This is a genomic window from Enterovirga sp. (assembly GCF_028290205.1).
Taxonomy (GTDB): Bacteria; Pseudomonadota; Alphaproteobacteria; order Rhizobiales; family Beijerinckiaceae; genus Enterovirga.
In genome coordinates this window covers 24,075-45,765 of sequence record NZ_JAQGKF010000069.1, presented here as the reverse complement: position 1 = coordinate 45,765, position 21,691 = coordinate 24,075, and the positions used below count along the sequence as shown (strand labels likewise).

Sequence of the window (21,691 nt, the reverse complement as noted above, 5' to 3'; positions counted from 1 at the left end):
CAGCCGCTGCCTCCGGCCGGACAGGAACAGCTCGGGCGCCGGCAGCGCGCGGGCTGCGGAGCGGAGCTCGGCGCGGCGCAATTCGGTGGCCCGCAGCGCGCCCTCGCGCAGCCGCAAGCCGAGCGCCCCGGCCTGGGCCAGGAGGTCGGCCCGCACCGGCACGGCCATCTCGGCCGCGCCGGTGGGCGTCGGGGCCCGAAGATCGGCGACGTGGTCGAGCAGGGTCCAGTCGGTCTCGTGCCCGATGGCCGAGATCAGCGGGATCCGGCTCTCGGCAGCGGCCCGCACCACCGCCTCGTCGTTGAAGCCCCACAGGTCTTCCAGCGACCCGCCGCCGCGGGCCACGATGAGCACGTCCGGGCGCGGGATCGGACCGCCCGCCGGCAGGGCGTTCAGGCCGGCGATGGCTTGCGCGACCTCCTGGCCGCAGGTCTCGCCCTGCACCCTGACCGGCCAGACCAGGACGTGGCGCGGGAAGCGGTCGTCCAGCCGGTGGAGAATGTCGCGGATCACCGAGCCGGTCGGCGACGTCACCACGCCGATCACGCCCGGAAGAAAGGGCGGCCGGCGCTTGCGCTCCGGCGCGAACAGCCCCTCGGCGGCGAGCACGCGGCGGCGCTCGTCGAGAAGAGCCATCAGGGCGCCGATTCCGGCCGGCTCGAGCGACTCGATAACGATCTGGTAGGTCGACTTGCCCGGGAAGGTCGTGATGCGGCCGGTCGCGACCACCTCGAGCCCCTCCTGAGGCTTGAAGCGCAGGCGCGAGAAGGCGGTCTTCCAGATCACCGCGTCCAGTCGCGAATCGCGGTCCTTCAGGCAGAAATAGGCGTGGCCCGAGCTGTGCTGGCCCTTGTAGCCGGAGATCTCGCCGCGCAGCCGCACGTGGCCGAACCTGTCCTCGAGCGTGCGCCGCAGCGCGCCCGCGAGTTCGGACACGGTCCATTCGGGAGCGTTGCCGGATTCGGCCACGGGGGCGGGTTTGGCTTTTGGACTCACCGGCTCATCCTAGCGTGCCGGCGGCCGCACCGCATCCGGGCGCTGGCCGGGCGCGAGCACGGCGTCCTGGCCCGGCGGCCGGCCCTAAGGCCATCAGCTGTTGATGCGCGGCGGCGCCCCCTTTACGCAACCGCTCCGGCACGGGACGCGCAGGCATGAACATCCTTCTCATCGGATCGGGCGGGCGCGAGCACGCCCTCGCCCAGGCGATCGCCGCCAGCCCCCTGTGCGACCGCGTCTTCATCGCCCCCGGCAATCCCGGCACGGCCCAGCACGGGGTCAACGTGCCGCTCGACACGGCCGACCACGCCGCCGTGGCCGAACTGTGCCGGCGCGAGAGCATCGAATTCGTCGTGGTCGGCCCTGAGGCGCCGCTCGTCGCCGGCATCGTGGACGACCTCGAAGCCGCCGGGATCAAGTGCTTCGGCCCGAGCAAGGCGGCCGCGCAGCTTGAGGGCTCGAAAAGCTTCACCAAGGAATTCGCGCAGGAATTCGGCATCCCGACGGCGGCCTTCCGGCGCTTCACCGATCCCGACGCCGCCAAGCGCTACCTGCGGGAGACCGGCGCACCGATCGTCGTCAAGGCGGACGGGCTCGCGGCTGGCAAGGGCGTGGTGGTGGCGCAGAGCGTCGAGGAGGCGGCGGAGGCCGTCGACCTGATGCTGGGTGGCGGGCTCGGCGCGGCCGGGGCCGAGATCGTGATCGAGGAATGCCTTGTTGGCGAAGAGGCCAGCGTGTTCGCGCTCTGCGACGGCACCCGGTCGGTGCCGCTCGGGACGGCCCAGGACCACAAGCGCGCCTACGACGGCGACCGCGGGCCGAACACGGGCGGCATGGGCGCGTATTCCCCGGCTGCCGCGGTCACCCCCGAGCTCCAGGCCGAGATCGAGGCCCGCATCATCCAGCCGACGCTGGACGGCATGCGGGCGCGCGGCACCCCGTTTGTTGGCATCCTCTATGCCGGGCTCATGCTGACGGCCGAAGGCCCGAAGCTGATCGAATACAACGTCCGGTTCGGCGATCCTGAGGCGCAGGTGCTGCTGCCGCGGCTGCGGGCGGACATCGTGGCCGCCATGCTGGCCGCTCGAGGCGGCGTCCTGGAGGGGGTCCGGCTCGGCTGGTCCGACTTCCCGGCTTTGGCTGTGGTCATGGCGACCAATGGCTATCCCGGCCCGGTCGAGCGCGGCTCCGTGATCCGCGGCCTGGAGGCGGCGAAACACGAACACGTCACCGTGTTCCAGGCCGGGACCGCCCTCGGTCCGGCGGGCGAACTCGTGGCGGCCGGAGGTCGCGTCCTCGCCGTGACGGCGCTCGGCCCCAGCTTCGCCGAGGCGCAAAGGCGCGCCTATGAGGCCGTCGGAGCCATCGACTGGCCCGGCGGGTTCTGCCGCACCGACATCGGCCGGCGCGCCGTGGAGCGCGAAGCCGCGGCCCCGGCGAACCCCAGGTGAGCGAGGACCTGTTTCCGGGCTTCGCGTCGCACTGGATCGACGCCGAACCGGGCCGCCTGTTCGCGCGCTCAGGCGGCACGGGTCCGGCCCTGGTGCTTCTGCACGGGTTCCCGCAGACCCACGCCATGTGGCACCGGCTGGCGCCGGCCCTCGCCCGTACCCACAGCGTCGTCTGCCTCGACCTTCGGGGCTACGGCTGGAGCTCGGCCCCGCCGGGTGATGATGGGCACGAGCGCTACAGCAAGCGGGCCATGGGCCGCGACGTCGTGTCGGTCATGGAGCAGCTCGGCCACGTCCGGTTCGCGGTGTGCGGCCACGATCGCGGCGCGCGGGTCGGATACCGGCTGGCGCTGGACCATCCGGGCCGGGTGGAGCGGCTGGCGCTGCTGGACATCCTGCCGACCTTCGAGGTCTGGCGGCGCGTGCGGGCCGGCCTCCAGAAGGCGGAGCATTGGGACGATCTGGCCCGGCCGAACCCGGTGCCGGAGCGGGAGATCGGCCAGGATCCCCTGCCCTATTTCGAGGGCCTGCTGGCCAAGTGGTCGGGCCCGAAATCGCTGGCACCCTTCGATCCGCGCGCGCTCCGCTCCTATCGCGACAGCTGCAACGAGCCCTCGCGCATTCACGCCTTTTGCGAGGATTACCGGGCCGGCAAGACAACGGACGCCGCACAGGACGAGGCCGACATGGCGGCGGGGCGCCAAATCGCCTGCCCGACCCTGCTTCTGTGGAGCACGCTGTACCTGAAGCGTCCCGGGGCGGACCTGCCGCCCGAGGCCTGGCGCCGCACCTTCGCGCCCGGCATCCAGGACCTGGAGATCGCGTCCGGACACTTCCTGGCCGAGGAGGCGCCGGAGGAGACTCTCGCCGCGCTCGCCCGGTTCCTGGGCTGAGAGGCCGGGTCAGACCTCCGGCGGGCTTTGCCGCAGGCGCCGCTGCAGCTTGACCATGCCGCCCAGCCAGCGGTCGTAATCCTCAGCCTTGACCCGCATGTAGCCGGCGACTTGGGCGTGCGGCAGGATCAGGAAGGTTTCAGCCTCGAGACCGCGCACGGCCGCCTCCGCGACCTGGTCCGGCGACAGGACGCCGTCCAGCGCCGCCGGATTCGACCTGTCGCGACCGAGCATGGGCGTATCGACGCCCTGGGGGCAGAGCACGGCGACCCGGATGCCGTCGTCCCGGTGCGCGATGGCGAGGTTCTCGGCAAAGCCGATCGACGCGTGTTTGGTGGTGGAATAGATCGCGCTGCCGATCTGGGACAGGAGCCCGGCCGCGGAGGCGGTGTTCAGGAACCAGCCGCCGCCGCGCGCCTTCATGCGCGGCACCAGGGCCCGGGCGGCCCAGACATGGGCCATGACGTTCACGGCCCAGCTGTGCTGCCAGAGCTCGTCGGCGGCTCCGGCTGGGTGCTCGGACCTGCGGTCGAGCCCGGCCAGGACGCCGGCATTGGAGCAGAACAGGCCGATGGGCCCGAAGCGCTCCTCCGTGCGGTCGATCACGCCCACGAGGTCGGCCTCCCGGGACACGTCGCAGGCGAACCCCTCGCCTCCGATGGCACGGCCCACGGCTTCGGCGCCCGGGCCATCGAGATCGGCCACCACCACGGCGCGCGCCCCCTCCTGGGCGAAACGCCTGGCGAGCGCCCGACCGATGCCGGACGCCCCACCCGTCACGACCACGACCTGGCCGGCAACCTTCATCGACCTGCAGGAGCCCGGGTCGCCAAGCCCCCGTGAGAGGGCTCCTCCATGGTGCGAACCGGGCCCGCCGCCCCGATTAGCTCAGGTGCTTGGACAGGTGCTTGTTCATCTCGAACATCGTCACCTTGTCGGTGCCGAACACCTTCTGGAGCTTGTCATCGGCCAGAATCTCGCGGCCGTTCGCCGGGTTCTGCAGCTTGTTCTTCTTGATGTACTCCCACACCTTCGAAACAACCTCGGTCCGGGGAATCGGCTTGGTGCCAACGACGGCGCCGAGCTCCTTAGACGGGGTCATCGGCTTCATCAGCGCCGGATTGACCTTGCGAGGCGCCGCGTCCGTCTTGGTCGTCGTCTTCGTCTCCTTGGCCATGTCCCGCTCTCCAGTCCTGATGGCTTCATTGCGTTCGGGAGCCTTGTGCGGGCGTGAGGGCGCCGTCAACGGGGTCTTCCCACTCGGTTGTGGGTTTTTAGCCCTTTCGGCCCTGTTCGGTCCGTCGCGGAGCCTTTAGTCAGACCGCAACGGCCTCGGGCGAGGCCTGATGAGCTGACGGAGAGCATGTGGCCGTGATGCCCCTGGACCCATCCGAAGCCGGCGACGGGCCGGTCGATCTGGCCCATCTCAAGACCTGGGAAGGCCGCAGCGAGACCGCCTCGGGCACGATCTCTCCCTGGCTCGCCGACGCCTTCCGGGCCACCATCGAAGGCAACGGCGCGCCGGCCCGCGGCACCCCCGAATCCGCCCCCCTCGGCATCCACTGGTGCGTCGGCGTGCCGACGGCGGCGATGGCCGAGATCGGCCCCGACGGGCACCCGGCCCGCGGCGGCTTCCTGCCGCCGGTGCCGCTGCCCCGCCGCATGTGGGCCGGCGGCCGCCTGCGCTTCCCGGACCCGCTGCGCGTCGGCGACGAGATCACCCGGCGCTCTCGCGTCGCCGCGGTCGAGGTGAAGCACGGCCGCACAGGGCCGCTGGTCTTCGTCACGGTGGAACACGAGGTGTCGACGGCGCGCGGCGTCGCGGTCGTCGAGGAGCACGACATCGTCTATCGCGGCCTGGACGCGGGCGGCCGGACCGCCCCGGCCGGCGCGCCGCCGGCCCAGCAAAGCAGCCCGGCGGACCTCGTGGCCCGAACGATCGAGCCCTCGCCCGTGCTGCTGTTCCGCTACTCGGCACTCACCTTCAACGGGCACCGCATCCACTACGACCGGCCGTATGTGACGGAGGTCGAAGGCTACCCTGGCCTGATCGTGCACGGGCCGTTGCAGGCCACCCTGCTCATGGGCCTCGCGCTCGATATTCTGGGGGGCCCGCCGGACCGTTTCGCCTTCCGGGCCGAGCGGCCGCTCTTTGACCTCGCTCCGTTCCGGATCGAAGGCGGGCGGGAAGGGCCGGCCGGGGAAGTCGCGCTCCGCGCCAGGGACGCGGACGGCCATGTGACCATGCGGGCCACGGCCTCTCTGTGACCCCGGTTCCGGCGCGGCTGCCTGCCGCGCCGGGTCCGACTGGGGCCGGGACGTTGGCCCTGCTCAGGCCGCGCGGGCTGCGACTCCCGGCGCGACCTGGAACGTCGCCTCGGTCTGCTCCCGGATCTCGTCCACGCTGACCCCGTCGGCGAGCTCCAGCAGCACCATCCCGCCGCCGCCCTTCTTGTCGATGGTGAACACGCCGAGATCGGTGATCACCATGTCGACGACGTTGGCGCCGGTGAGCGGCAGGTTGCAGCGGTGAAGAAGCTTCGGCTCGGTCGTGCCGTCCTTGTTGCGGGCGGTGTGCTCCATCACGACCACCACCTTCTTGACGCCGGCCACGAGGTCCATGGCGCCCCCCATGCCTTTGACCATCTTGCCCGGGATCATCCAGTTCGCGAGATCGCCGTTCTCGGCCACCTGCATGGCGCCGAGGATCGACAGGTCGATATGGCCGCCGCGGATCATCGCGAAGGAATCGGCGGACGAGAAGAAGCTCGTGGTGGCGAGTTCGGTGATGGTCTGCTTGCCGGCATTGATGAGGTCGGGGTCCTCCTCGCCCTCGAACGGGAACGGCCCCATGCCCAGCATGCCGTTCTCGGACTGGAGCTGCACGCTCATGCCGTCCGGGATGTGGTTCGAGACCAGCGTCGGGATGCCGATGCCGAGATTCACGTAGAAGCCGTCGCGCAGCTCCTTGGCCGCGCGCTGGGCCATCTGATCGCGGGTCCAGGCCATGGTCAAACCTCCGTGCCGGCCGCGGCCGAAGCCGCGGCGGCGCGCTTGCGGGTGGTGCGCTGCTCGATCCGCTTCTCGGCGTTCGGGACGTGAATCATCCGTTTCACGTAGATGCCGGGGGTGATGATGTGGTCGGGATCGAGTTCGCCCGGCTCGACGAGGTTCTCGACCTGGGCCACCGTGGCCCTGGCCGCCGTGGCCATCATCGGATTGAAGTTCCGGGCGGTCTTTCGGTAGACGAGGTTCCCCTCGCGATCCCCCTTCCAGGCATGCACGACGGCGAGGTCGGCCACGAGGCCGCGCTCCATGACGTAGTGCTCACCGTCGAATTCGCGCGTCTCCTTGCCCTCGGCGATGGCGGTGCCGTAGCCGGTCTTGGTGAAGAAGGCCGGGATGCCGGCGCCCCCCGCCCGGATCCGCTCGGCCAGCGTGCCCTGCGGATTGAACTCGATCTCGAGCTCGCCGGCGAGGTATTGCGTGGCGAAGGTCTTGTTCTCGCCGACATAGGACGAGATCATTTTGCGGATCTGCCGCGTCTCCAGCAGAACGCCGAGCCCGGCGCCGTCGATCCCGGCATTGTTGGAGATCACCGTGAGGTCCTTCACGCCGGACTCGCGAATGGCGCCGATGAGGACGTCGGGAATGCCGCAGAGGCCGAAGCCCCCCGCCATCACGGTCATGCCGTCCCGCAAAAGGCCTGCGAGGGCTGCCGCCGCATCCGGGTGAACCTTCCTCATCCGCACGTTCTCCCTCTCGGCCGCGAGAGGAGCGACCATACCCGCCGGCGTGACGCGAACCAAGACGGAGCGCAAGCCGGTCCCGCCGGCTTTGGACAAATCAGGCGCCGGGAGCTAGACCATGGCTGATCGGGTCTGCGGCGTGCCCGCCGCTCACCGCCCACGCGCTCGGTCGCCGCATGCATCCTGCTCTCGCCTGAATGTCCCGGCGTTCGATCGCATGTCTCGCCCTCGGGGGCGTGGCGCTCGTGCTGGCCCTGCTGCCCTGGACGGTGTCGTCGGACCGCGTCAGGAGCGCTGTTGCCCGCCAAATCCACAACGAATTCGGCCTCAAGCTCGGGATCGACGGGCCGGCCACCTTCTCTCTCCTGCCGATTCCCCGCCTCAAGCTGCAGCGTGTGACGCTGGCCGACGAGACGGGTGCCTTCACGGCCGAAGCTGCCCAGTTCAAGGGCGAGCTCCGGCTCCTGTCCCTTCTGGCGGCCCGGATCCGCTTCTCAGAGGTGCGGATCGCCGATGCCCGGATCCGGGTCGCGATCGAGGGGGCGGACACCGATTCTCGCGCCGGCCATTTCAGGCGGATGCGCGAACGGCTCGCCCGGCTCGAAGGCGGCCCGTCGCCGGTGGACCGCGTCGTGGTCACGGGCTCGCAACTCACCGTGACGGGTCCCGGTCGGGCCCGGGTCACCGACTGGAGCCGCCTCAACCTGGTGGCCACCTGGTCCGGACCGGACGGCGACGTCGACGTCGCCGCGTCCGCGGTGTGGCAGGGCGAGGAGGTGTCCGCGTGGCTGTCCGGCATAGCCGCCCGCAGCCTGATCGAGGGCGGCCCGGACAATGTCGAGATCCGGACCGCCAGCCGCCACGGCCGGCTGAACCTCGTCGGCAGCCTGACACTCGGTGACGTGCCGGTCTTCCGCGGCCTGGTCGCGGGTCAGACCCCCTCCGTGGGCGCCCTGGCGCGCTGGACAGGCTGGGGCCTCGACCTGCAGGCGGTGGATCGCCCGGCCACGCTTAGCGGGCAGGCGGTGCTGAGCGCCGACATCATCGAATGGCCGCAGGCCGTGCTCGAGATCGGCCAGGACCGGCTGGACGGCAGCCTGGCGCTGCGGCTGGATAGCGATCGGCCCAAGCTGCGGGCGACCTTGGCCGGCGGCGACCTCGATCTCGGGTGGGTGCTGCCGGTCGCCGACCCGACCCGGGCCGTCATGCCGGGCGCCGATTACGACGTGCGCCTCTCGGCCTCGGGGGTCCGGATGGGAGCGCTCCAGTTCGGAGATCTTGCGGCCGGCGTCCTGGTCAGCAGCGACCGGCTCGACGTCTCTATCGCCCGCGCGACCCTGGCCGGCGGCTCTGTCCGGGGCCGGCTGTCGGCCGCGCTCGACGGCGAGGGACGTGACATCCGCGGCCAGGTCTCTGTCGACAAGGTCGATCTCGAAAGCCTGCTGTCGACGGCCAGCACCGGCCGGGGCATCACCGGCACGGTGGCCGGCCAGGCGACCTTCGAGGCGCTGGGCGACAGCCAGCCGGACCTCGCCCGGCATCTGCGCGGCCGGGTGGCCCTCGTGGCGCGGGACGGCGAGATTTCCGGGATCGCCTTGAACGAGGCGGCGCGCCGGCCCGAGTTTCGGCGTGGGACGCCGTCGCCCGTGGCCTGGCGCGGAGGCCGCACCCGCTTCGGGGAAGCCCATCTCCAACTGACGCTCGGCGATGGGATCGCCGAGATCACGAGCGGCAGCATCCAGACTCCCGCGACGCAGACACGGCTGCGCGGACGAATCTCCCTGGCCGATGGCCATCTCGCGATCGAGACCAGCACGCGCGGCACCGGCGAGGATGCCGGGTCGGGCCCGCAACGGCCGGCCCTGGTGCTGGACGTGCGGGGCCCGATCGAGAAGCCGGTCCTCAACGCGCGCGCGCCTGACGAGACCACCGGCACCACGCACGGCTCCCCCTGATCAGCGGCGGCGTCGGGCCAGGACGGAAGCGAGCAGGACCAACCCGACCGTCAGGATCACCAGCGAGGAGATCGCGTTGATCTCGGGCGTGACGCCCCGGCGCACCTGACCGAAGACCAGCATCGGCAGGGTGGTGGCCCCCGGCCCCGACGTGAAGCTCGCGACCACCAGGTCGTCGAGCGACAGCGTGAAGGCGAGCAGAAACCCGGCCCCGATCGCCGGCGCAAGCAGCGGCAGCGTCACCGTCCTGAGCGCCTGAAGGGGAGACGCGCCGAGATCGGCCGCCGCCTCCTCCGCCGACCGATCAAGCCCGAGAAGCCGGGCCTGCACGACCAGCGTCACCACCGACAGGGTCAGCGTGGCGTGGGCGAGGGTCACCGTCCAGGCGCCGCGCTCAATGCCGAGCCCCACGAACAGAAGCAGCAGCGACAGGCCGGTGACGACCTCGGGCAGCACCAGCGGGATGTAGAGCAGCCCCGTGAAGAGCCGCCGCCCCCGAAAGCGCCGGAGTCTGACCAGGGCCAGGGCGGCCAGTGTGCCGAGCACGGTCGCAAGGGCGGCGGAGCCGAGCGCGACCTTGAGTGAGGTCAACAGGGCGGCGCCAAGCGGCGCGTTCGCCAGCAACGCCTCGTACCAGCGGGTCGAGAACCCGGCCCAGACCGTCACCAGCCGCGAGGCATTGAACGAGAACAGCACGACCAGCAGGATGGGGCCGTAGAGGAACAGCAGCCCGAAGCCGAGCACCGCGAGGTTGACGGCCGAGAGGCGCCTCATCGGCCAGCCTCGAGGCGCCGCGCCTCGATCTCCCGCAACAGCACGATCGGCACGACGAGAAGCGCCAGCAGCACCAGAGCGACCGCTGCCGCGAGCGGCCAGTCGCGGTTGGACGAGAACTCGATCCACAGCGTGCGGCCCAGCATCAGCGTGTCGGCCCCTCCGAGGAGGTCCGGGATCACGTATTCGCCGACCATGGGGATAAAGCAGAGGAGCCCACCCGCCGCGATCCCCGGCCAGGAGAGAGGCAGCGTCACGGTCCAGAACCGGCGCGTGGGGGACGCCCCGAGATCGGCCGCCGCTTCGACCAGGGTCGGGTCCTGGCGTTCGAGGGTGGCGTAGATGGGCAGGATGGCGAAGGGCAGATACGCGTAGACGAGCCCGATCAGCACCGCCGCATCGGTGTTCAGGACGGCGAGCGGGCGCTCGACGATGCCAAGCGCGAGCAGGGCCTGGTTCAACCAGCCGTCCTGTTTCAGGATCGCGATCCAGGCATAGACCCGCACCAGGAAGCCCGTCCAGAACGGCAGGATGACAATGGCGACCAGCGCCGGGCGCCAGCGCTCGGGCGCCCGCGCCATGGCAAGCGCGATGCCATAGCCGAGGGGGAGCACGAGGGCGGTCGCGAGCGCGGCGAGGCCGAGCGAGGACAGGGCGGCGTCACGGTACAGCGGGTCCTCCGCCAGCGTGCGGTATCGGTCGAGGCTCAAGCGGGCCAGCGCATCGGCCCAGGCGGCGGGGTCGAGCGAACTCGGCAGGTGAGGCCGGTAGGGCGGGCGCGCAACGGCGCTCTCGGACAGGCTGATGCGGCCGAGAACCAGGAATGGCAGCAACACGAACAAGGCGAGCCAGAGCGCCGGGACGCCGAGGATCACCGCCCTGGCGAGAGGCGAGCCGAGCCGGGTCACGGCAGCACCACGGCAGCCCCGGCCGGGACGCACAGGGCCACGCTGTCGCCGGGCGCCGGCACGAGCGCGGCACCGTTCGGGCGGGTGACCCGCAGCACGGGCCCGCCACGCAGTTTCACGCGGCACTCCAGCCACGGCCCGGCGAAGACGACCTCGGCCACCTCCCCGGTGAGCCCGGATGGCTCGCCGGCGAGGGGCCGCAGCTCGATCCGCTCCGGTCGGACGGCCACGGCGACCGGAGCGCCCGGACTGAACGCGGTTTCGCTCGCGCCCGCGATCTCGCCGCCGCTCGGCAGCGCGACGCGGGTCAGCCCCCCGTGCTGGCCGACCACCACGCCCTCGAGGAGGTTGGTGTCGCCGACGAAGCCGGCCACGAACCGCGTCCGGGGCCGCTCGTACACCTCGCGCGGAGGGCCGACCTGGACGAGGCGCCCGGCCTGCATGATGCCGATCCGGTCCGCGATGGTCATCGCCTCGTCCTGGTCATGCGTGACCATGACGAAGGTGGTCCCGAGCCTCCCCTGCAGGTCCTTGAGTTCGGCCCGGGTCTCCTCCCGCAGGGTCCGGTCGAGTGCCGCCAACGGTTCGTCCAAGAGCAGCACGCGGGGGCGCCGGGCCAGCGCCCGGGCCAGCGCCACGCGCTGTCGCTGCCCGCCCGAGAGCTGGGCGGGGTAGCGCTCTCCGAGCCCGTCCAGGCGGACCAGGCGCAGCATCTCGCGGACGCGCTCCGCGCGGTCCCGCCGCCCGAGGTCGCCGAACCGCAAGCCGTAGCCGACATTTCCCGCCACGGTGAGGTGGGGAAACAGGGCGTAGGACTGAAACATCATGTTGAGCGCCCGCCGGTGCGGCGGGACCTGGCGCAAACTGGCGCCGTCCAGCACCGCCTCGCCGTCATCGGGCTCCTCGAACCCGGCCAGGATTCGAAGAAGGGTGCTCTTGCCGCAGCCGGAGGGTCCGAGCAGGCAGAAGAACTCGCCCTCCGCGAGGTCGAGCGACAGGCCGTCCACGGCCGGAACCCCGCCGAAGCGCTTGGTGATGCCGAGGAGGCGGATAATGGGAGATGCGGCGTCCGGAGATCGCCCGGCCAAGGTCTGCAATTCGGTGTGATGCCCTCGCTCGGCCCGATGTAGCAGGCGGCCGAGCCGTCCCTCAACGCCTCGCGGACCCGATCAGCCGTCCTCGCGCAGGGCGGCGGCGACGCGCGACTGGAGCAGATCCGGCCGCCGGAGAACCAGCGCGCCACGCGTCCGCTCGATCAGACCCTCGGCATCGAGCGCGGTGAATTCCCGTGTCACCTGCTCGCGGCGGCAGCCGATGCGGGCGGCCAGGACGTGATGGTACGGGGGCGGCGTCACGACGCGCTCCTCACCGGAACCGCTCCGGGGAACGGAGAGCCGCAGCAACTCGGCGTAGAGCCGATGCCGCAGGTCCAGCACCGTATGCTCCATGATCCGGGCGTCGAGCTCACGGATGCGCCCGGTGAGCAGCCGGAACACCCGATCCGCGACCGTGGGCGAGGCGAACAGGATCTCACGAAAGGCCGCCGACGGCATGCTGCAGACCTCGCCTCGGGTCAGCGCCGTCACATTGGCCGAGCGGGCGATGCCGTCCAGGGCGGCGAGTTCGCCGAACACGGCCCCTCCCCTCATCTCCCCGAGGATCACCTCCTTGCCCGACCGGGTCCGGATGAGCACGCGCACCTCGCCGGACAGCAGGAAGTAGACGTCGGTGGAGGCTTCATCGAAATCGAGCAGGATCTCGTCCGGCCGGAAAGCGCGGCACTGCGTGCGACTCGCGTACTGGGCGAGGTCGACCTCCGCTTCCCTGAGCAGCGCGATGGAGCCGAGCTTGTTCATGCGTCATGCCAGGCAGGGCAGGAGGCGGGCGGGCTGTCAAGCTTCCCCGGATCGGCAGGGGCTGCCTGCGGCGATCCGGAGAGAGCGTCCGGCCGGCGGTGGTCCGGCGTGGCCCGGCCGCGCCCCGGCACCGGAGGCCAAGGGCCGGCCAGGGTGATCAGCCGCGCGAGGCAGCCGTTTCCGGCAAGACCAGATCCTCGTCGATCGCCCGGTGGAAGGCTGCGACCACGTGCTGATACGAGCGCTGCGCGTCCTCGTTGCCGGCCGCCTGCTGCTTCGGGCGGGTCATGAACAGGAGCAGCGAGCGACCGGTCGCGGCGTATTCGTGCCCGATCTGGAAGGCGGGCATGTCCTCCCGGTCGGGCTGGTTCGTGTCGATCAGCAGCATCCATTCCGACCCGCCGGGGGCGGCGGGCAGCTTGCAGTTCACCACGTCGTGGTGGGCGTTGAAGACCATGTAGAGGGTGGCGTCGGTGCCCAGTCGGCGGATGCCGCTCTCCTGCGCCCGCCCGTCGAGCAGCACTCCGACGCAGCGCGCATTGCCGTCGTCCCAGTGCGCAGGCGTCATCTCGTCGCCCGAGGGCGTCAGCCAGGTCACGTCCTTCGAGCCGATCTCCTCGTCGTAATGGCCGGTGAGGAAGCGGCCGCGACGCAGCATGGGCAGGGCCTGCCGCAGCGTGATCAGCTTCTGGACGAAGAGGGCGAGATCACGCGAATCCGGCGGCACCTCCCAGTCGATCCAGCCGATCTCGGAATCCTGGCCGTAGGCGTTGTTGTTGCCGCCCTGGGTGCGGGCGAACTCGTCTCCGGCCAGGATCATCGGCGTGCCCCGGGACAGGAGCAGCGTGGCCATGAAGTTGCGCATCTGCCGGTAGCGCAGCTCCTTGATCTCCGGATCCTCGGTCGGGCCCTCCGCGCCGTGGTTCCAGGACAGGTTGTGCGAATGCCCGTCCCGGTTGTCCTCGCCATTCGCCTCGTTGTGCTTGTCGTCGTAGGAGACGAGGTCGTTCAGGGTGAAGCCGTCGTGGGCGGTGATGAAATTCACCGTGGCCCAGGGCTTGCGGCCGCGTTTGTTGAAGAGTTCGGCCGAGCCCGTGACGCGCGAGGCGAGATCCGGCAGCTTGCCGTCGTCCCCCTTCCAGTAGCCCCGCACGTCGTCCCGGTACTTGTCGTTCCACTCCGCCCAGCCGGGCGGAAAGCCGCCGACCTGATAGCCGCCGGGGCCGCAATCCCAGGGCTCGGCGATCAGCTTCACGGAGGACAGGACGGGATCCTGGCGGCAGGAATCGAGGAAGCCGCCACCCTCGTCGAAGCCATACGGCTCGCGTCCGAGAATGGTCGCGAGGTCGAACCGGAAGCCATCGACCCGGCATTCCTGCGCCCAATAGCGCAGGGAATCGGTCACCATCTGGAGCACGCGGGGGTGGCTGAGGTTGAGGGTGTTCCCGGTGCCGGTGTCGTTGATGTAGTAGCGCGGCGTGTCCGGCAGCAGCCGATAGTAGGAGGCGTTGTCGATCCCCTTGAACGAGAGGGTCGGCCCCATCTCGTTGCCTTCCGCGGTGTGGTTGTAGACCACGTCCAGAATCACCTCGAGCCCGGCATCGTGCAGGGCCGCCACCATCTCCTTGAATTCGTTCACGAACGGGGTCGCCAGATAGCGCTGCATCGGGGCAAAGAAGCCGATGGTGTTGTACCCCCAGTAGTTGCGCAGCCCCTTTCGCAGGAGGAATTCGTCATCCACGAAGGCGTGGATGGGCAGGAGCTCGACGGACGTGACGCCGAGCGAGCGGATATAGGACACGACCTCGTGCACCTTGAGGCCCGAGAATGTCCCGCGCAGGTTCTGCGGCACCGCCGGGTGCCGCATCGTGAAGCCCCTGACATGGGCCTCGTAGAAGATGGTCCGCTCCCAGGCGATCTGCGGCGAGCGCTCCGCGCCCCAGGTGAAGGCCGGGTCGATCACGCGTGATTTCGGCATGAAGGCCGCCGAGTCCCGGTCGTCGAACGACAGGTCGTCCTCGCCGGCCACATAGCCGAACACCGCCGGGTCCCATGTCAGTTCGCCGACATGCTGCTTGGCATAGGGGTCGAGGAGGAGCTTGTTGGGATTGAACCGGTGTCCGGCTTCCGGCTCATAGGGGCCGTGCACCCGGTAGCCGTAGATCGTGCCCGGACGGGCATCCGGCAGATAGCCGTGGAAGACCTCGTCGGTGTATTCCGGCAGCTCGATGCGCTCGAGCTCGGTCTTGCCGTCGTCATCGAACAGACACAGCTCGACCTTGGTGGCGTGGGCCGAAAACAGCGCGAAATTCACGCCGATCCCGTCCCAGCGTGCGCCGAGATGATTGGCCGTCCCCTCGCGTACCCGGGACCTGCGCATGACGGACGGCGCGGCAGGAGCGCCGGCCGGGGAAGCGGCTTTCGTGTGGCTCATCGATGTTCCGTTAGGCCGAAGAGGTCGGGCCGGCGTTGGCAAACGCCAGTCACCGCCCGGCGGGTCCATTGCGGATGCCACGATTCCGGCCCCGGACCGGCGGCTGTCCGGCTCTCGACTCCCGTGTCCGATCCAGCTCAAGTGACATCCAGCCGGGAGGCAGCCTGGTCCAGCCGGCCGCGCTCCTTTTAGGGGACGAGAGCATGTCGCCGAGCGACTGGAAGGTGCGGGCCACGACACAGCCGAAGCCGCAAGGCTACCGTTTCGACCTCGACAAGGCGCTCTCCTCCGTTCTCGCCCTTTCGGCCACCGTTCCGTCCGACGCCTTCACGGCCGAAACCCTTGGCACGGAGCGCGCCGGCAACGCCGTCCTGATCCGGGAGGACGGTCTGGTCCTCACCGTCGGCTACCTCGTCACGGAGGCTGCGGCAGTGTGGCTGACGAGCGGCGATGGCCGGGTCACGCCGGGCCATGTGATCGGCGTGGACGGCCAGACCGGCTTGGGGCTGATCCAGGCGCTCGCGCCGCTGGGATTGCCGGCCCTCCCGCTCGGCAGCTCCGCGGAGGCCCTGGTGGGGCAGCGCGTCGTCGTCGCCGGCGCTGGCGGGCGGCGCCACTCCGTGGCGGCCCGCATCACCATGAAGCAGGAATTCGCCGGCTACTGGGAATATGTTCTCGACGAGGCCATCTTCACGGCGCCGGCGCATCCGCATTGGGGCGGGACCGCCCTGATTGCCGAGGACGGGCGCCTCATCGGCATCGGCTCGTTGCAGTTGCAGCAGGAGCGCGGGCCCGACCACCAGGAGCACCTCAACATGATGGTGCCGATCGACCTCCTGAAGCCCGTGCTCGATGACCTGCTCCGGCTCGGTCAGCCGGACCGCCCTCCCCGCCCGTGGCTCGGCCTCTATGCGACCGAGATCGACGGACGCGTGGCAGTGGCCGGCGTGGCCCGCGGCGGGCCCGCGGACGCGGCGGGGCTGCAGCTTGGCGACATCGTCACGGGGATCGCGGGCCAGGAGGTGCGCGATCTGGCCGGCTTTTTCCGATCGGTCTGGGCCCTCGGCCCAGCCGGGGTCGAGGTCCCCCTCAAACTCCACCGGGACGGGCGGGCCTTCGAGGCGAGGCTCGCCTCGGTTGACCGGCGGCGGCTGCTCAAGGGCCCCGTGATGCACTGATCGGTTCGTCCCCGATCGAACTTTGCCGCACGGTCAGGGTTACCAGCCCGACACAGGAGGTCGGCAATGGACAGTGATCGAGTGGCCGGAACCGCGAAGAAGATGGGCGGCCAGGCGGAAAGCGCGCTGGGCGGCCTGACAGGAGACGCCAAGACCCAGGCCGAGGGCCGGAGCGCGGAGGCGCAGGGAACCGTGCAGGCGGCCTACGGGCAGGCCCGCGAGGCCGTGCAGGATTACGCCGAGCAGGCGCAAGGCCTCGCCGAGGACGCCTATGAGCAGGGGCGCCGCTACCTGGACGAGGGCCGCCGCCGCTACCCGGACGCGGACAAGTTCTACCGCGAGGGCACCCGCGCCGTGTCCCGGCAGGTTGGGCAGAGCCCGATCGCCGCGATCATGATCGCCGGGGCCGTCGGCTACATCCTCGCGCTGCTCGTCCACGCGCGGCGCTGAGAGGCCGCAACACCGGGGCGAACCCGCCTTCCGGGCCCGAGCCCGGAATGGCCCGGGACGGCAGGCGGTTCGAGACCGGGCTGCCGCGGGAACCGCAGGCGCCCCCCAGACATCGGTTCAGGCACGACATTCGGACCGAACGGCAAAGATCTGGCGGATAACGGAAATCCGGACGAAGCTCACATAACGGTTTAACTGCCTCACGCGGGGCATGAGGCAGTTCGTGCGCCGTCTGTCCATCCCGGCGGGGCCTCGTCCGGCCTGTCCGGGGATGGATTCCCGCGCTGCCGCGGTCTCTCCCGGGCGTCCCGCGGGCCTTCCCTCGTCCCGGCCTGGGCGCCGGCTCCGTCCTTGGATCCCCGTCCGCAAGGATCGGAGGAGCCGTGGATCCCGGTATCGCCGGACGCGGTAAACGAACCGTTAGCGTCTCGGCCTCATATTCGCTCGGGTCGGGTGGCAGGGCCGTGGGCGGGCGTCAGCTCAGGGGCGGACCTTGCTTGGAAGCGGCTCGTCGCGACGCCGCCCGACATGCGCCGGAAAGGAGCGGTCGAAGGGCGATGCGCTGGTTCGTGGGAATCGTGCTCGCGCTTGCCGTGGCGTGGCTTGCCTACGCGATCTCTCCCTATTGGGCTCTCTACCGGCTGGCCGATGCGGTGCAGCGCGGCGACGTCGCCGCGGTGACCGCCCGCGTGAACGTCCGGGCCTTGCGCTACTCGCTGGCCAAGCAGGTGGGCGCCGACCTGGCGGCCGCCCAGCGGGGCGGGATCGCAAGCGCCGACGCCCAGCTCGCGGCCGGCACCGCCGCCGCTCTGGCGGACCCCTTTCTCGATCACTTCCTCTCGCCCGAGGGCATCGTGCGCCTCCTGCGCACAGGTCCGACCGGCACCCCAGGGGACGGTGCCCCGTTCAGCCAGGGCGCCTCCGTCTCGCTTGACGATCTGGATGATTTTCTGGCCGCATCCACCTGGCGCGGCTTCCGGAACATCTACGTGACCCTCCCGGCGGACCAGCCCCGGGAAGCCCGGTTCCGTCTCCAGCTGCGGCTGGGTCAGCTCCGCTGGCGGCTGGTCGGGCTGGAGCTGCCGGCGCGGCTGCGCCAGCGGATCGTGGACAGCGTGCTGCGCCGCCGCAAGGACTAGCCTGGCAGCTGCAAGAGCCGGCGGCAGGGCCACCGCCGCCGGGGCAAGCGTCAGCCGGCGACCGCCGTAGCCCAGCCGAGGCAGCGCCCTCTTTGGCGCGGCCAGTGGAGGGCAGCACCGACCGGACGGCAAGGTTCGACGGAGCGGCCGTTCGATGTCATGTCGGCCGATGGCGCGGCCCCTTGGCCGGCCCTTTCGACCCCCTGTAGGGTCCCGTCTGGGGCCCCCAACCCTGCCCGCACCCCTCAGGCTCCATGTCCGACGACCTCCTCCTGGACCCCTCTCGCCCTCCTCCCGGGACCACCGTGACGCTGTCGCCGCTGGTGCGCCGGCTGGTGGCGCCCAATGGCAGCCCTTTCACCTGCACGGGAACCTGCAGCTACGTGGTTGGCCGGGGCCGGGTGGCGATCCTGGACCCGGGACCGGACGTGGCGGAGCACATTTCGGCGCTGCTCGCGGCGGTCGCTGGCGAGACCGTCAGCCACGTGGTCGTGACGCACACCCACCGGGACCACTCGCCGGCGGCCCGCGCCATCGCGGAGGCGACCGGAGCCGAGATCGTGGGCTGCGGCCCCCACCGCCGCGCCCGCGACCTGATCCTCGGCGAGCAGGACAGCATGGAGGGTTCGGGCGACCTCCTGTTCCGGCCCGATCGCGAGATGCAGGACGGCGAGGCCGTGTCCGGTCCGGGCTGGACGCTGGAAGCCGTAGCAACACCGGGCCACACGGCGAACCACCTCGCCTTCGCGCTGCCGGAAGAGAACGCCCTCTTTTCCGGCGACCATGTCATGGCCTGGTCGACCACCATCGTGGGCCCGCCCGACGGCTCCATGACGGAATTCATGCAATCGCTGGAGCGGATCCGAGGCCGGAGCGAGGCGGTCTACTGGCCGGGCCACGGCGGGCCGGTGCGCGACCCGTCCCGCTTCGTGCGGGCCCTGATCGGCCACCGGCGCGCTCGCGAAAGCTCGATCCTCGGCCGCCTGGCGGCCGGCGACCGCCGCATCGCCGAGATCGTGCCGGTGATCTATGCCGGCCTGCGGCCCGAGCTGCATCCGGCCGCCGGACTGTCGGTCTTCGCCCATCTCGAGGACCTGGTCGAGCGGGGCGTGGTCGCCACGGAGGGCGCGCCCCAGCTCGCAGGCGAGTACCGGATCGCCCGATAGCCGCGGCCTTGGCGGCCGGCCCGCCTAGGCGGTCGGCAGCCGGTAATCCTTGAACCGGTTGCGGAGCTCGGTCTTGAGGATCTTGCCCGTCGCTGTGTGCGGGATCTCGTCGACCACCACCATGTCGTCCGGCATCCACCATTTGGCGATCTTGGGACGCAGGAACTCCAGCACGTCGGCCTTGTCCGGCCGGGTGCCGGGCTTGGCCACCACCACCAGCAGCGGCCGCTCGTCCCATTTCGGGTGGGGGATCCCGATCACGGCGGCCTCCGCCACGGCGGGGTGGCCGACCGCCAGGTTCTCGAGGTCGATGGAGGAGATCCACTCGCCGCCCGATTTGATCACGTCCTTGGACCGGTCGGTGATCCGCATGTAGCCGTTGGGGTCGAGCGTCGCGACGTCGCCGGTGTCGAAGAACCCCTCGGCATCGAGGATCTCCTCGTCCTCGCGCTTGTAGTAGCGGCGCGCGACCGCCGCCCCGCGCACCTTCAGCCGGCCAAACGTGCGGCCGTCGTTCGGGAGCCTGCGGCCGTCGTCGCCGGTGATCTTCCACTCGACGCTGAAGGGGGCGCAGCCCTGGGTCGCCTTGATGGCCCGGACGGCTTCCGGTCCCCCACCGACCACCTCCGGCTTGATCGCGCAGAGCGAGCCGACCGGGCTCATCTCCGTCATGCCCCAGGCATGGATAACCCGGATGCCGTACTTGCTCTCGAAGGTGTCGATCACGGCGGGCGGGCAGGCCGACCCGCCGATGGCCACCCGCTGCAGGTGGTTCAGGCGCGACCCGGTCGCCTCCATGTGCTGCAGCAGCGCGAACCAGATGGTCGGCACGGCGGCCGTCATGGTCACGCGCTCGGATTCGAGCAGTTCGTAGATGGATGGCCCATCGAGCTTCGGCCCGGGCATCACCAGGGAGGCGCCCGCCATCGGAGCCGCGAAGGCGAGCGACCAGCTGTTCGCGTGAAACAGCGGCACCACGGGAAGAACGATGTCGCGCGCGGTGAGCCCGAACGCGTCGGGGGTCATGGTCACCATGGCGTGGAGCACGTTGGAGCGGTGCGAGTAGAGCACCCCCTTTGGCTCGCCCGTGGTGCCTGACGTGTAGCAGAGGCCCGCGGCCGCCCGCTCGTCCACCTCGGCCCAGCGGAAATCGGCGTCCACCTCCCCGATCCAGTCCTCGTAGGCGACCGCGCCGCGAAGGGACGTCTCCGGCATGTGGGCGGCATCGGTCAGCACCACGAACCGCTCCACGGTGGGCAGTTGCGGCGCCAGCTTCTCCACCAGCGGCAGAAAGGTCAGGTCGAGGAGCAGGATGCGGTCCTCGGCGTGGTTCATGATGTAGAGGATCTGCTCGGGGAACAGGCGCGGATTGACGGTGTGGTAGACCGCCCCGATCCCGGCGATGCCGTACCAGGCCTCGAGGTGGCGGTGGTTGTTCCAGGCCAGGGTGGCGACGCGGTCGCCGGCCCGGATGCCGTCCTGCGCGAGGCGCTTCGCCACCTTCAGCGCCCGCTCGCGCAAAGCCGCATAGGTCGTGCGATGCAGCGGCCCTTCCGTCAGCCTGGACACCACGGCCCGGCCCGGATGCTCGGAGGCCGCGTAGTCGATCACCTTGTGGATGAGGAGGGGCCAGTCCTGCATCAGACCGAGCATGGGTCGTTTCCTCAGCTGCGCCGCCCTCCGGCGGTCTTCAGCGAGGTTGTAGGGCAGAGCCCGGAGAGCTGCCAACGGCAACCTTGGTGGAGCCCGCGGGTGCGGGCGCGGCCCGGCCCTCGCCCCAGCCCCGCACGGCCTCCAGTGCCGCCATCGCGAGGCCGGCGGCCAGCACCCACCAGCCGGGCCGGATGCCGAGATCCGGATCGAAGGCCGCCACGAGGAACTGCCCCGCGAAGGCCAGGACGGGCCGACTGAAGGCGATCGCGATGCCGACCGCCTCGCCCAGCAGCGTCACCAGCCCGGCGGCGACCGCAAGGCCGACGAGCCCGAGCGGCGAGAGCGCGCCCTCGCCGCGCCAGCCGGCCAGGAGCCGGTATCCCATCAGCCAGGCGAACAGCCCGGCATAGAGCGTCGGCACGGTGATGTCGGCCTTGGTCTGCTGGAAGAAGTGGATCAGGGCCAGGAGCGTGATCCCGTAGGCCGCTAGGTGCAGCCGGCGCCAGCGCAGCCCGCCGAGCCGCTTCACCGAGGCGTCGTTGGACGTCGCGGCGAGCACGAGCAAGCCGAGGAGGGCCGCGAACCCGATCGTCAGGTAAAGCCGTGAGACGATCTCGCTCCCCACCTTGAGCAGGTCGAAGCGGAGATCGGCGACGTAGAGCAGGATGTGGATTCCGGCATAGATCGCGGCGGCGACGCCGACCATGCGGCGGATGTCGACCAGCCGGCCGAAGCGGGCCGAGCGCCGCAGCGGCGTCACGGCGAGCGAGAGCAGCAGGAACACGAGGGCCCACCAGCCCGTGCGGTGGATCGCCTCGTTGAGCGGACGGCCGCCCAGCGCCCCGCGACCCGCATCGATCACGATCAGGAGAGCCGGCCAGATCAGGACCGCCAGCGTGGCGATCCGCAGGGCCGAGAGGCGCCCGCGCCGGTCGCGCCAGAGAACAGGGAAAGCGGGCATGGCGACCGTTGAGAGGGGCTGGCCTCGCGGCCACGAGACGTCCCGCTCAAGGTGTCCATGCCGCGGCCGAGCCGCAAGGTGAGCGCGCCCGAAGCCTGTTCGGGAACGTTCGGGTCCGGCCTCCCCGA

General features: G+C 70.8%; 20 protein-coding genes. 8 read left to right on the top strand and 12 right to left on the bottom strand.

Going from position 1 to position 21,691, the window contains the following annotated elements; all coding sequences use genetic code 11:
• On the bottom strand, window positions 1-996 hold a 996-nt coding region (xseA, locus tag JWR86_RS04940), incomplete at its 3' end, for an exodeoxyribonuclease VII large subunit (RefSeq protein WP_299561583.1).
• Window positions 997-1,151: 155 nt separating this feature from the next.
• Here xseA and purD point away from each other — a divergent pair.
• Window positions 1,152-2,447 carry a phosphoribosylamine--glycine ligase gene (purD, locus tag JWR86_RS04935; RefSeq protein WP_299561580.1) on the top strand — a complete coding sequence of 432 codons (1,296 nt, stop codon included), beginning with the start codon at window positions 1,152-1,154 and terminating at the stop codon, window positions 2,445-2,447.
• Window positions 2,444-3,340 (top strand): alpha/beta hydrolase, encoded by an 897-nt coding sequence (locus JWR86_RS04930; RefSeq protein ID WP_299561577.1) that lies wholly within the window; start codon window positions 2,444-2,446, stop codon window positions 3,338-3,340. The genes purD and JWR86_RS04930 overlap by 4 nt, the downstream gene beginning before the upstream one ends.
• A gap of 9 nt (window positions 3,341-3,349) precedes the next feature.
• Here JWR86_RS04930 and JWR86_RS04925 read toward each other — a convergent pair whose 3' ends face one another.
• Together JWR86_RS04925 and JWR86_RS04920 are read right to left on the bottom strand one after the other, a co-directional pair.
• Window positions 3,350-4,147, bottom strand: coding sequence for an SDR family NAD(P)-dependent oxidoreductase (locus tag JWR86_RS04925; RefSeq protein ID WP_299561574.1), 798 nt, complete (start codon window positions 4,145-4,147; stop codon window positions 3,350-3,352).
• Between the two features lie 76 nt (window positions 4,148-4,223).
• Window positions 4,224-4,517, bottom strand: coding sequence for an SWIB/MDM2 domain-containing protein (locus JWR86_RS04920; protein WP_299561571.1), 294 nt, complete (start codon window positions 4,515-4,517; stop codon window positions 4,224-4,226).
• Window positions 4,518-4,714: 197 nt separating this feature from the next.
• Between JWR86_RS04920 and JWR86_RS04915 the strand changes: the two genes are divergently transcribed.
• The gene (locus JWR86_RS04915) at window positions 4,715-5,608 is read left to right on the top strand and encodes a MaoC family dehydratase N-terminal domain-containing protein (protein WP_299561568.1); all 894 of its coding nucleotides are present in this window, start codon (window positions 4,715-4,717) and stop codon (window positions 5,606-5,608) included.
• Window positions 5,609-5,671: 63 nt separating this feature from the next.
• Here JWR86_RS04915 and JWR86_RS04910 read toward each other — a convergent pair whose 3' ends face one another.
• A complete protein-coding gene (locus JWR86_RS04910) occupies window positions 5,672-6,349 on the bottom strand; it encodes a 3-oxoacid CoA-transferase subunit B (RefSeq protein ID WP_299561565.1) in 678 nt (225 codons plus the stop codon).
• Between the two features lie 2 nt (window positions 6,350-6,351).
• Window positions 6,352-7,086: a CoA transferase subunit A gene (locus tag JWR86_RS04905; protein WP_299561562.1), complete on the bottom strand. Its 735-nt coding sequence runs from the start codon at window positions 7,084-7,086 to the stop codon at window positions 6,352-6,354.
• 200 nt (window positions 7,087-7,286) lie between these two features.
• Here JWR86_RS04905 and JWR86_RS04900 point away from each other — a divergent pair, with 200 nt between their 5' ends.
• Window positions 7,287-9,044, top strand: a complete 1,758-nt coding sequence (locus JWR86_RS04900; RefSeq protein ID WP_299561559.1) for an AsmA family protein — start codon at window positions 7,287-7,289, stop codon at window positions 9,042-9,044.
• Here the strand turns inward: JWR86_RS04900 and JWR86_RS04895 are convergent, their stop codons facing one another.
• From JWR86_RS04895 to glgX, 5 genes are all read right to left on the bottom strand, one after another.
• Window positions 9,045-9,818, bottom strand: coding sequence for an ABC transporter permease (locus tag JWR86_RS04895; protein WP_299561556.1), 774 nt, complete (start codon window positions 9,816-9,818; stop codon window positions 9,045-9,047).
• Window positions 9,815-10,726 (bottom strand): ABC transporter permease subunit, encoded by a 912-nt coding sequence (locus JWR86_RS04890; RefSeq protein ID WP_299561553.1) that lies wholly within the window; start codon window positions 10,724-10,726, stop codon window positions 9,815-9,817. Before JWR86_RS04890 ends, JWR86_RS04895 begins: the two co-directional genes overlap by 4 nt.
• The gene (locus JWR86_RS04885; protein ID WP_299561550.1) at window positions 10,723-11,814 is read right to left on the bottom strand and encodes an ABC transporter ATP-binding protein; all 1,092 of its coding nucleotides are present in this window, start codon (window positions 11,812-11,814) and stop codon (window positions 10,723-10,725) included. Before JWR86_RS04885 ends, JWR86_RS04890 begins: the two co-directional genes overlap by 4 nt.
• A gap of 81 nt (window positions 11,815-11,895) precedes the next feature.
• On the bottom strand, window positions 11,896-12,582 hold the full coding sequence (locus JWR86_RS04880) for a Crp/Fnr family transcriptional regulator (protein ID WP_299561548.1): 687 nt from the start codon (window positions 12,580-12,582) through the stop codon (window positions 11,896-11,898).
• A gap of 157 nt (window positions 12,583-12,739) precedes the next feature.
• Window positions 12,740-15,016 (bottom strand): glycogen debranching protein GlgX, encoded by a 2,277-nt coding sequence (gene glgX, locus JWR86_RS04875; RefSeq protein ID WP_299561545.1) that lies wholly within the window; start codon window positions 15,014-15,016, stop codon window positions 12,740-12,742.
• 203 nt (window positions 15,017-15,219) lie between these two features.
• Here glgX and JWR86_RS04870 point away from each other — a divergent pair, with 203 nt between their 5' ends.
• From JWR86_RS04870 to JWR86_RS04855, 4 genes are all read left to right on the top strand, one after another.
• Entirely contained in the window at window positions 15,220-16,194 is a 975-nt protein-coding gene (locus JWR86_RS04870; RefSeq protein WP_299561542.1) for a S1C family serine protease, read from the top strand.
• Window positions 16,195-16,260: 66 nt separating this feature from the next.
• Window positions 16,261-16,644, top strand: a complete 384-nt coding sequence (locus JWR86_RS04865) for a CsbD family protein (protein ID WP_299561539.1) — start codon at window positions 16,261-16,263, stop codon at window positions 16,642-16,644.
• A 557-nt stretch (window positions 16,645-17,201) separates the two neighbouring features.
• Complete coding sequence (locus JWR86_RS04860) at window positions 17,202-17,783, top strand: DUF2939 domain-containing protein (protein ID WP_299561536.1); 582 nt, start codon at window positions 17,202-17,204, stop codon at window positions 17,781-17,783.
• A gap of 254 nt (window positions 17,784-18,037) precedes the next feature.
• The gene (locus JWR86_RS04855) at window positions 18,038-18,949 is read left to right on the top strand and encodes an MBL fold metallo-hydrolase (RefSeq protein WP_299561533.1); all 912 of its coding nucleotides are present in this window, start codon (window positions 18,038-18,040) and stop codon (window positions 18,947-18,949) included.
• 24 nt (window positions 18,950-18,973) lie between these two features.
• Here JWR86_RS04855 and JWR86_RS04850 read toward each other — a convergent pair whose 3' ends face one another.
• Together JWR86_RS04850 and JWR86_RS04845 are read right to left on the bottom strand one after the other, a co-directional pair.
• Window positions 18,974-20,602: a long-chain-fatty-acid--CoA ligase gene (locus JWR86_RS04850; protein ID WP_299561530.1), complete on the bottom strand. Its 1,629-nt coding sequence runs from the start codon at window positions 20,600-20,602 to the stop codon at window positions 18,974-18,976.
• Between the two features lie 37 nt (window positions 20,603-20,639).
• Window positions 20,640-21,563, bottom strand: a complete 924-nt coding sequence (locus tag JWR86_RS04845) for a ferric reductase-like transmembrane domain-containing protein (RefSeq protein WP_299561527.1) — start codon at window positions 21,561-21,563, stop codon at window positions 20,640-20,642.
• Window positions 21,564-21,691 lie beyond the last annotated feature (128 nt).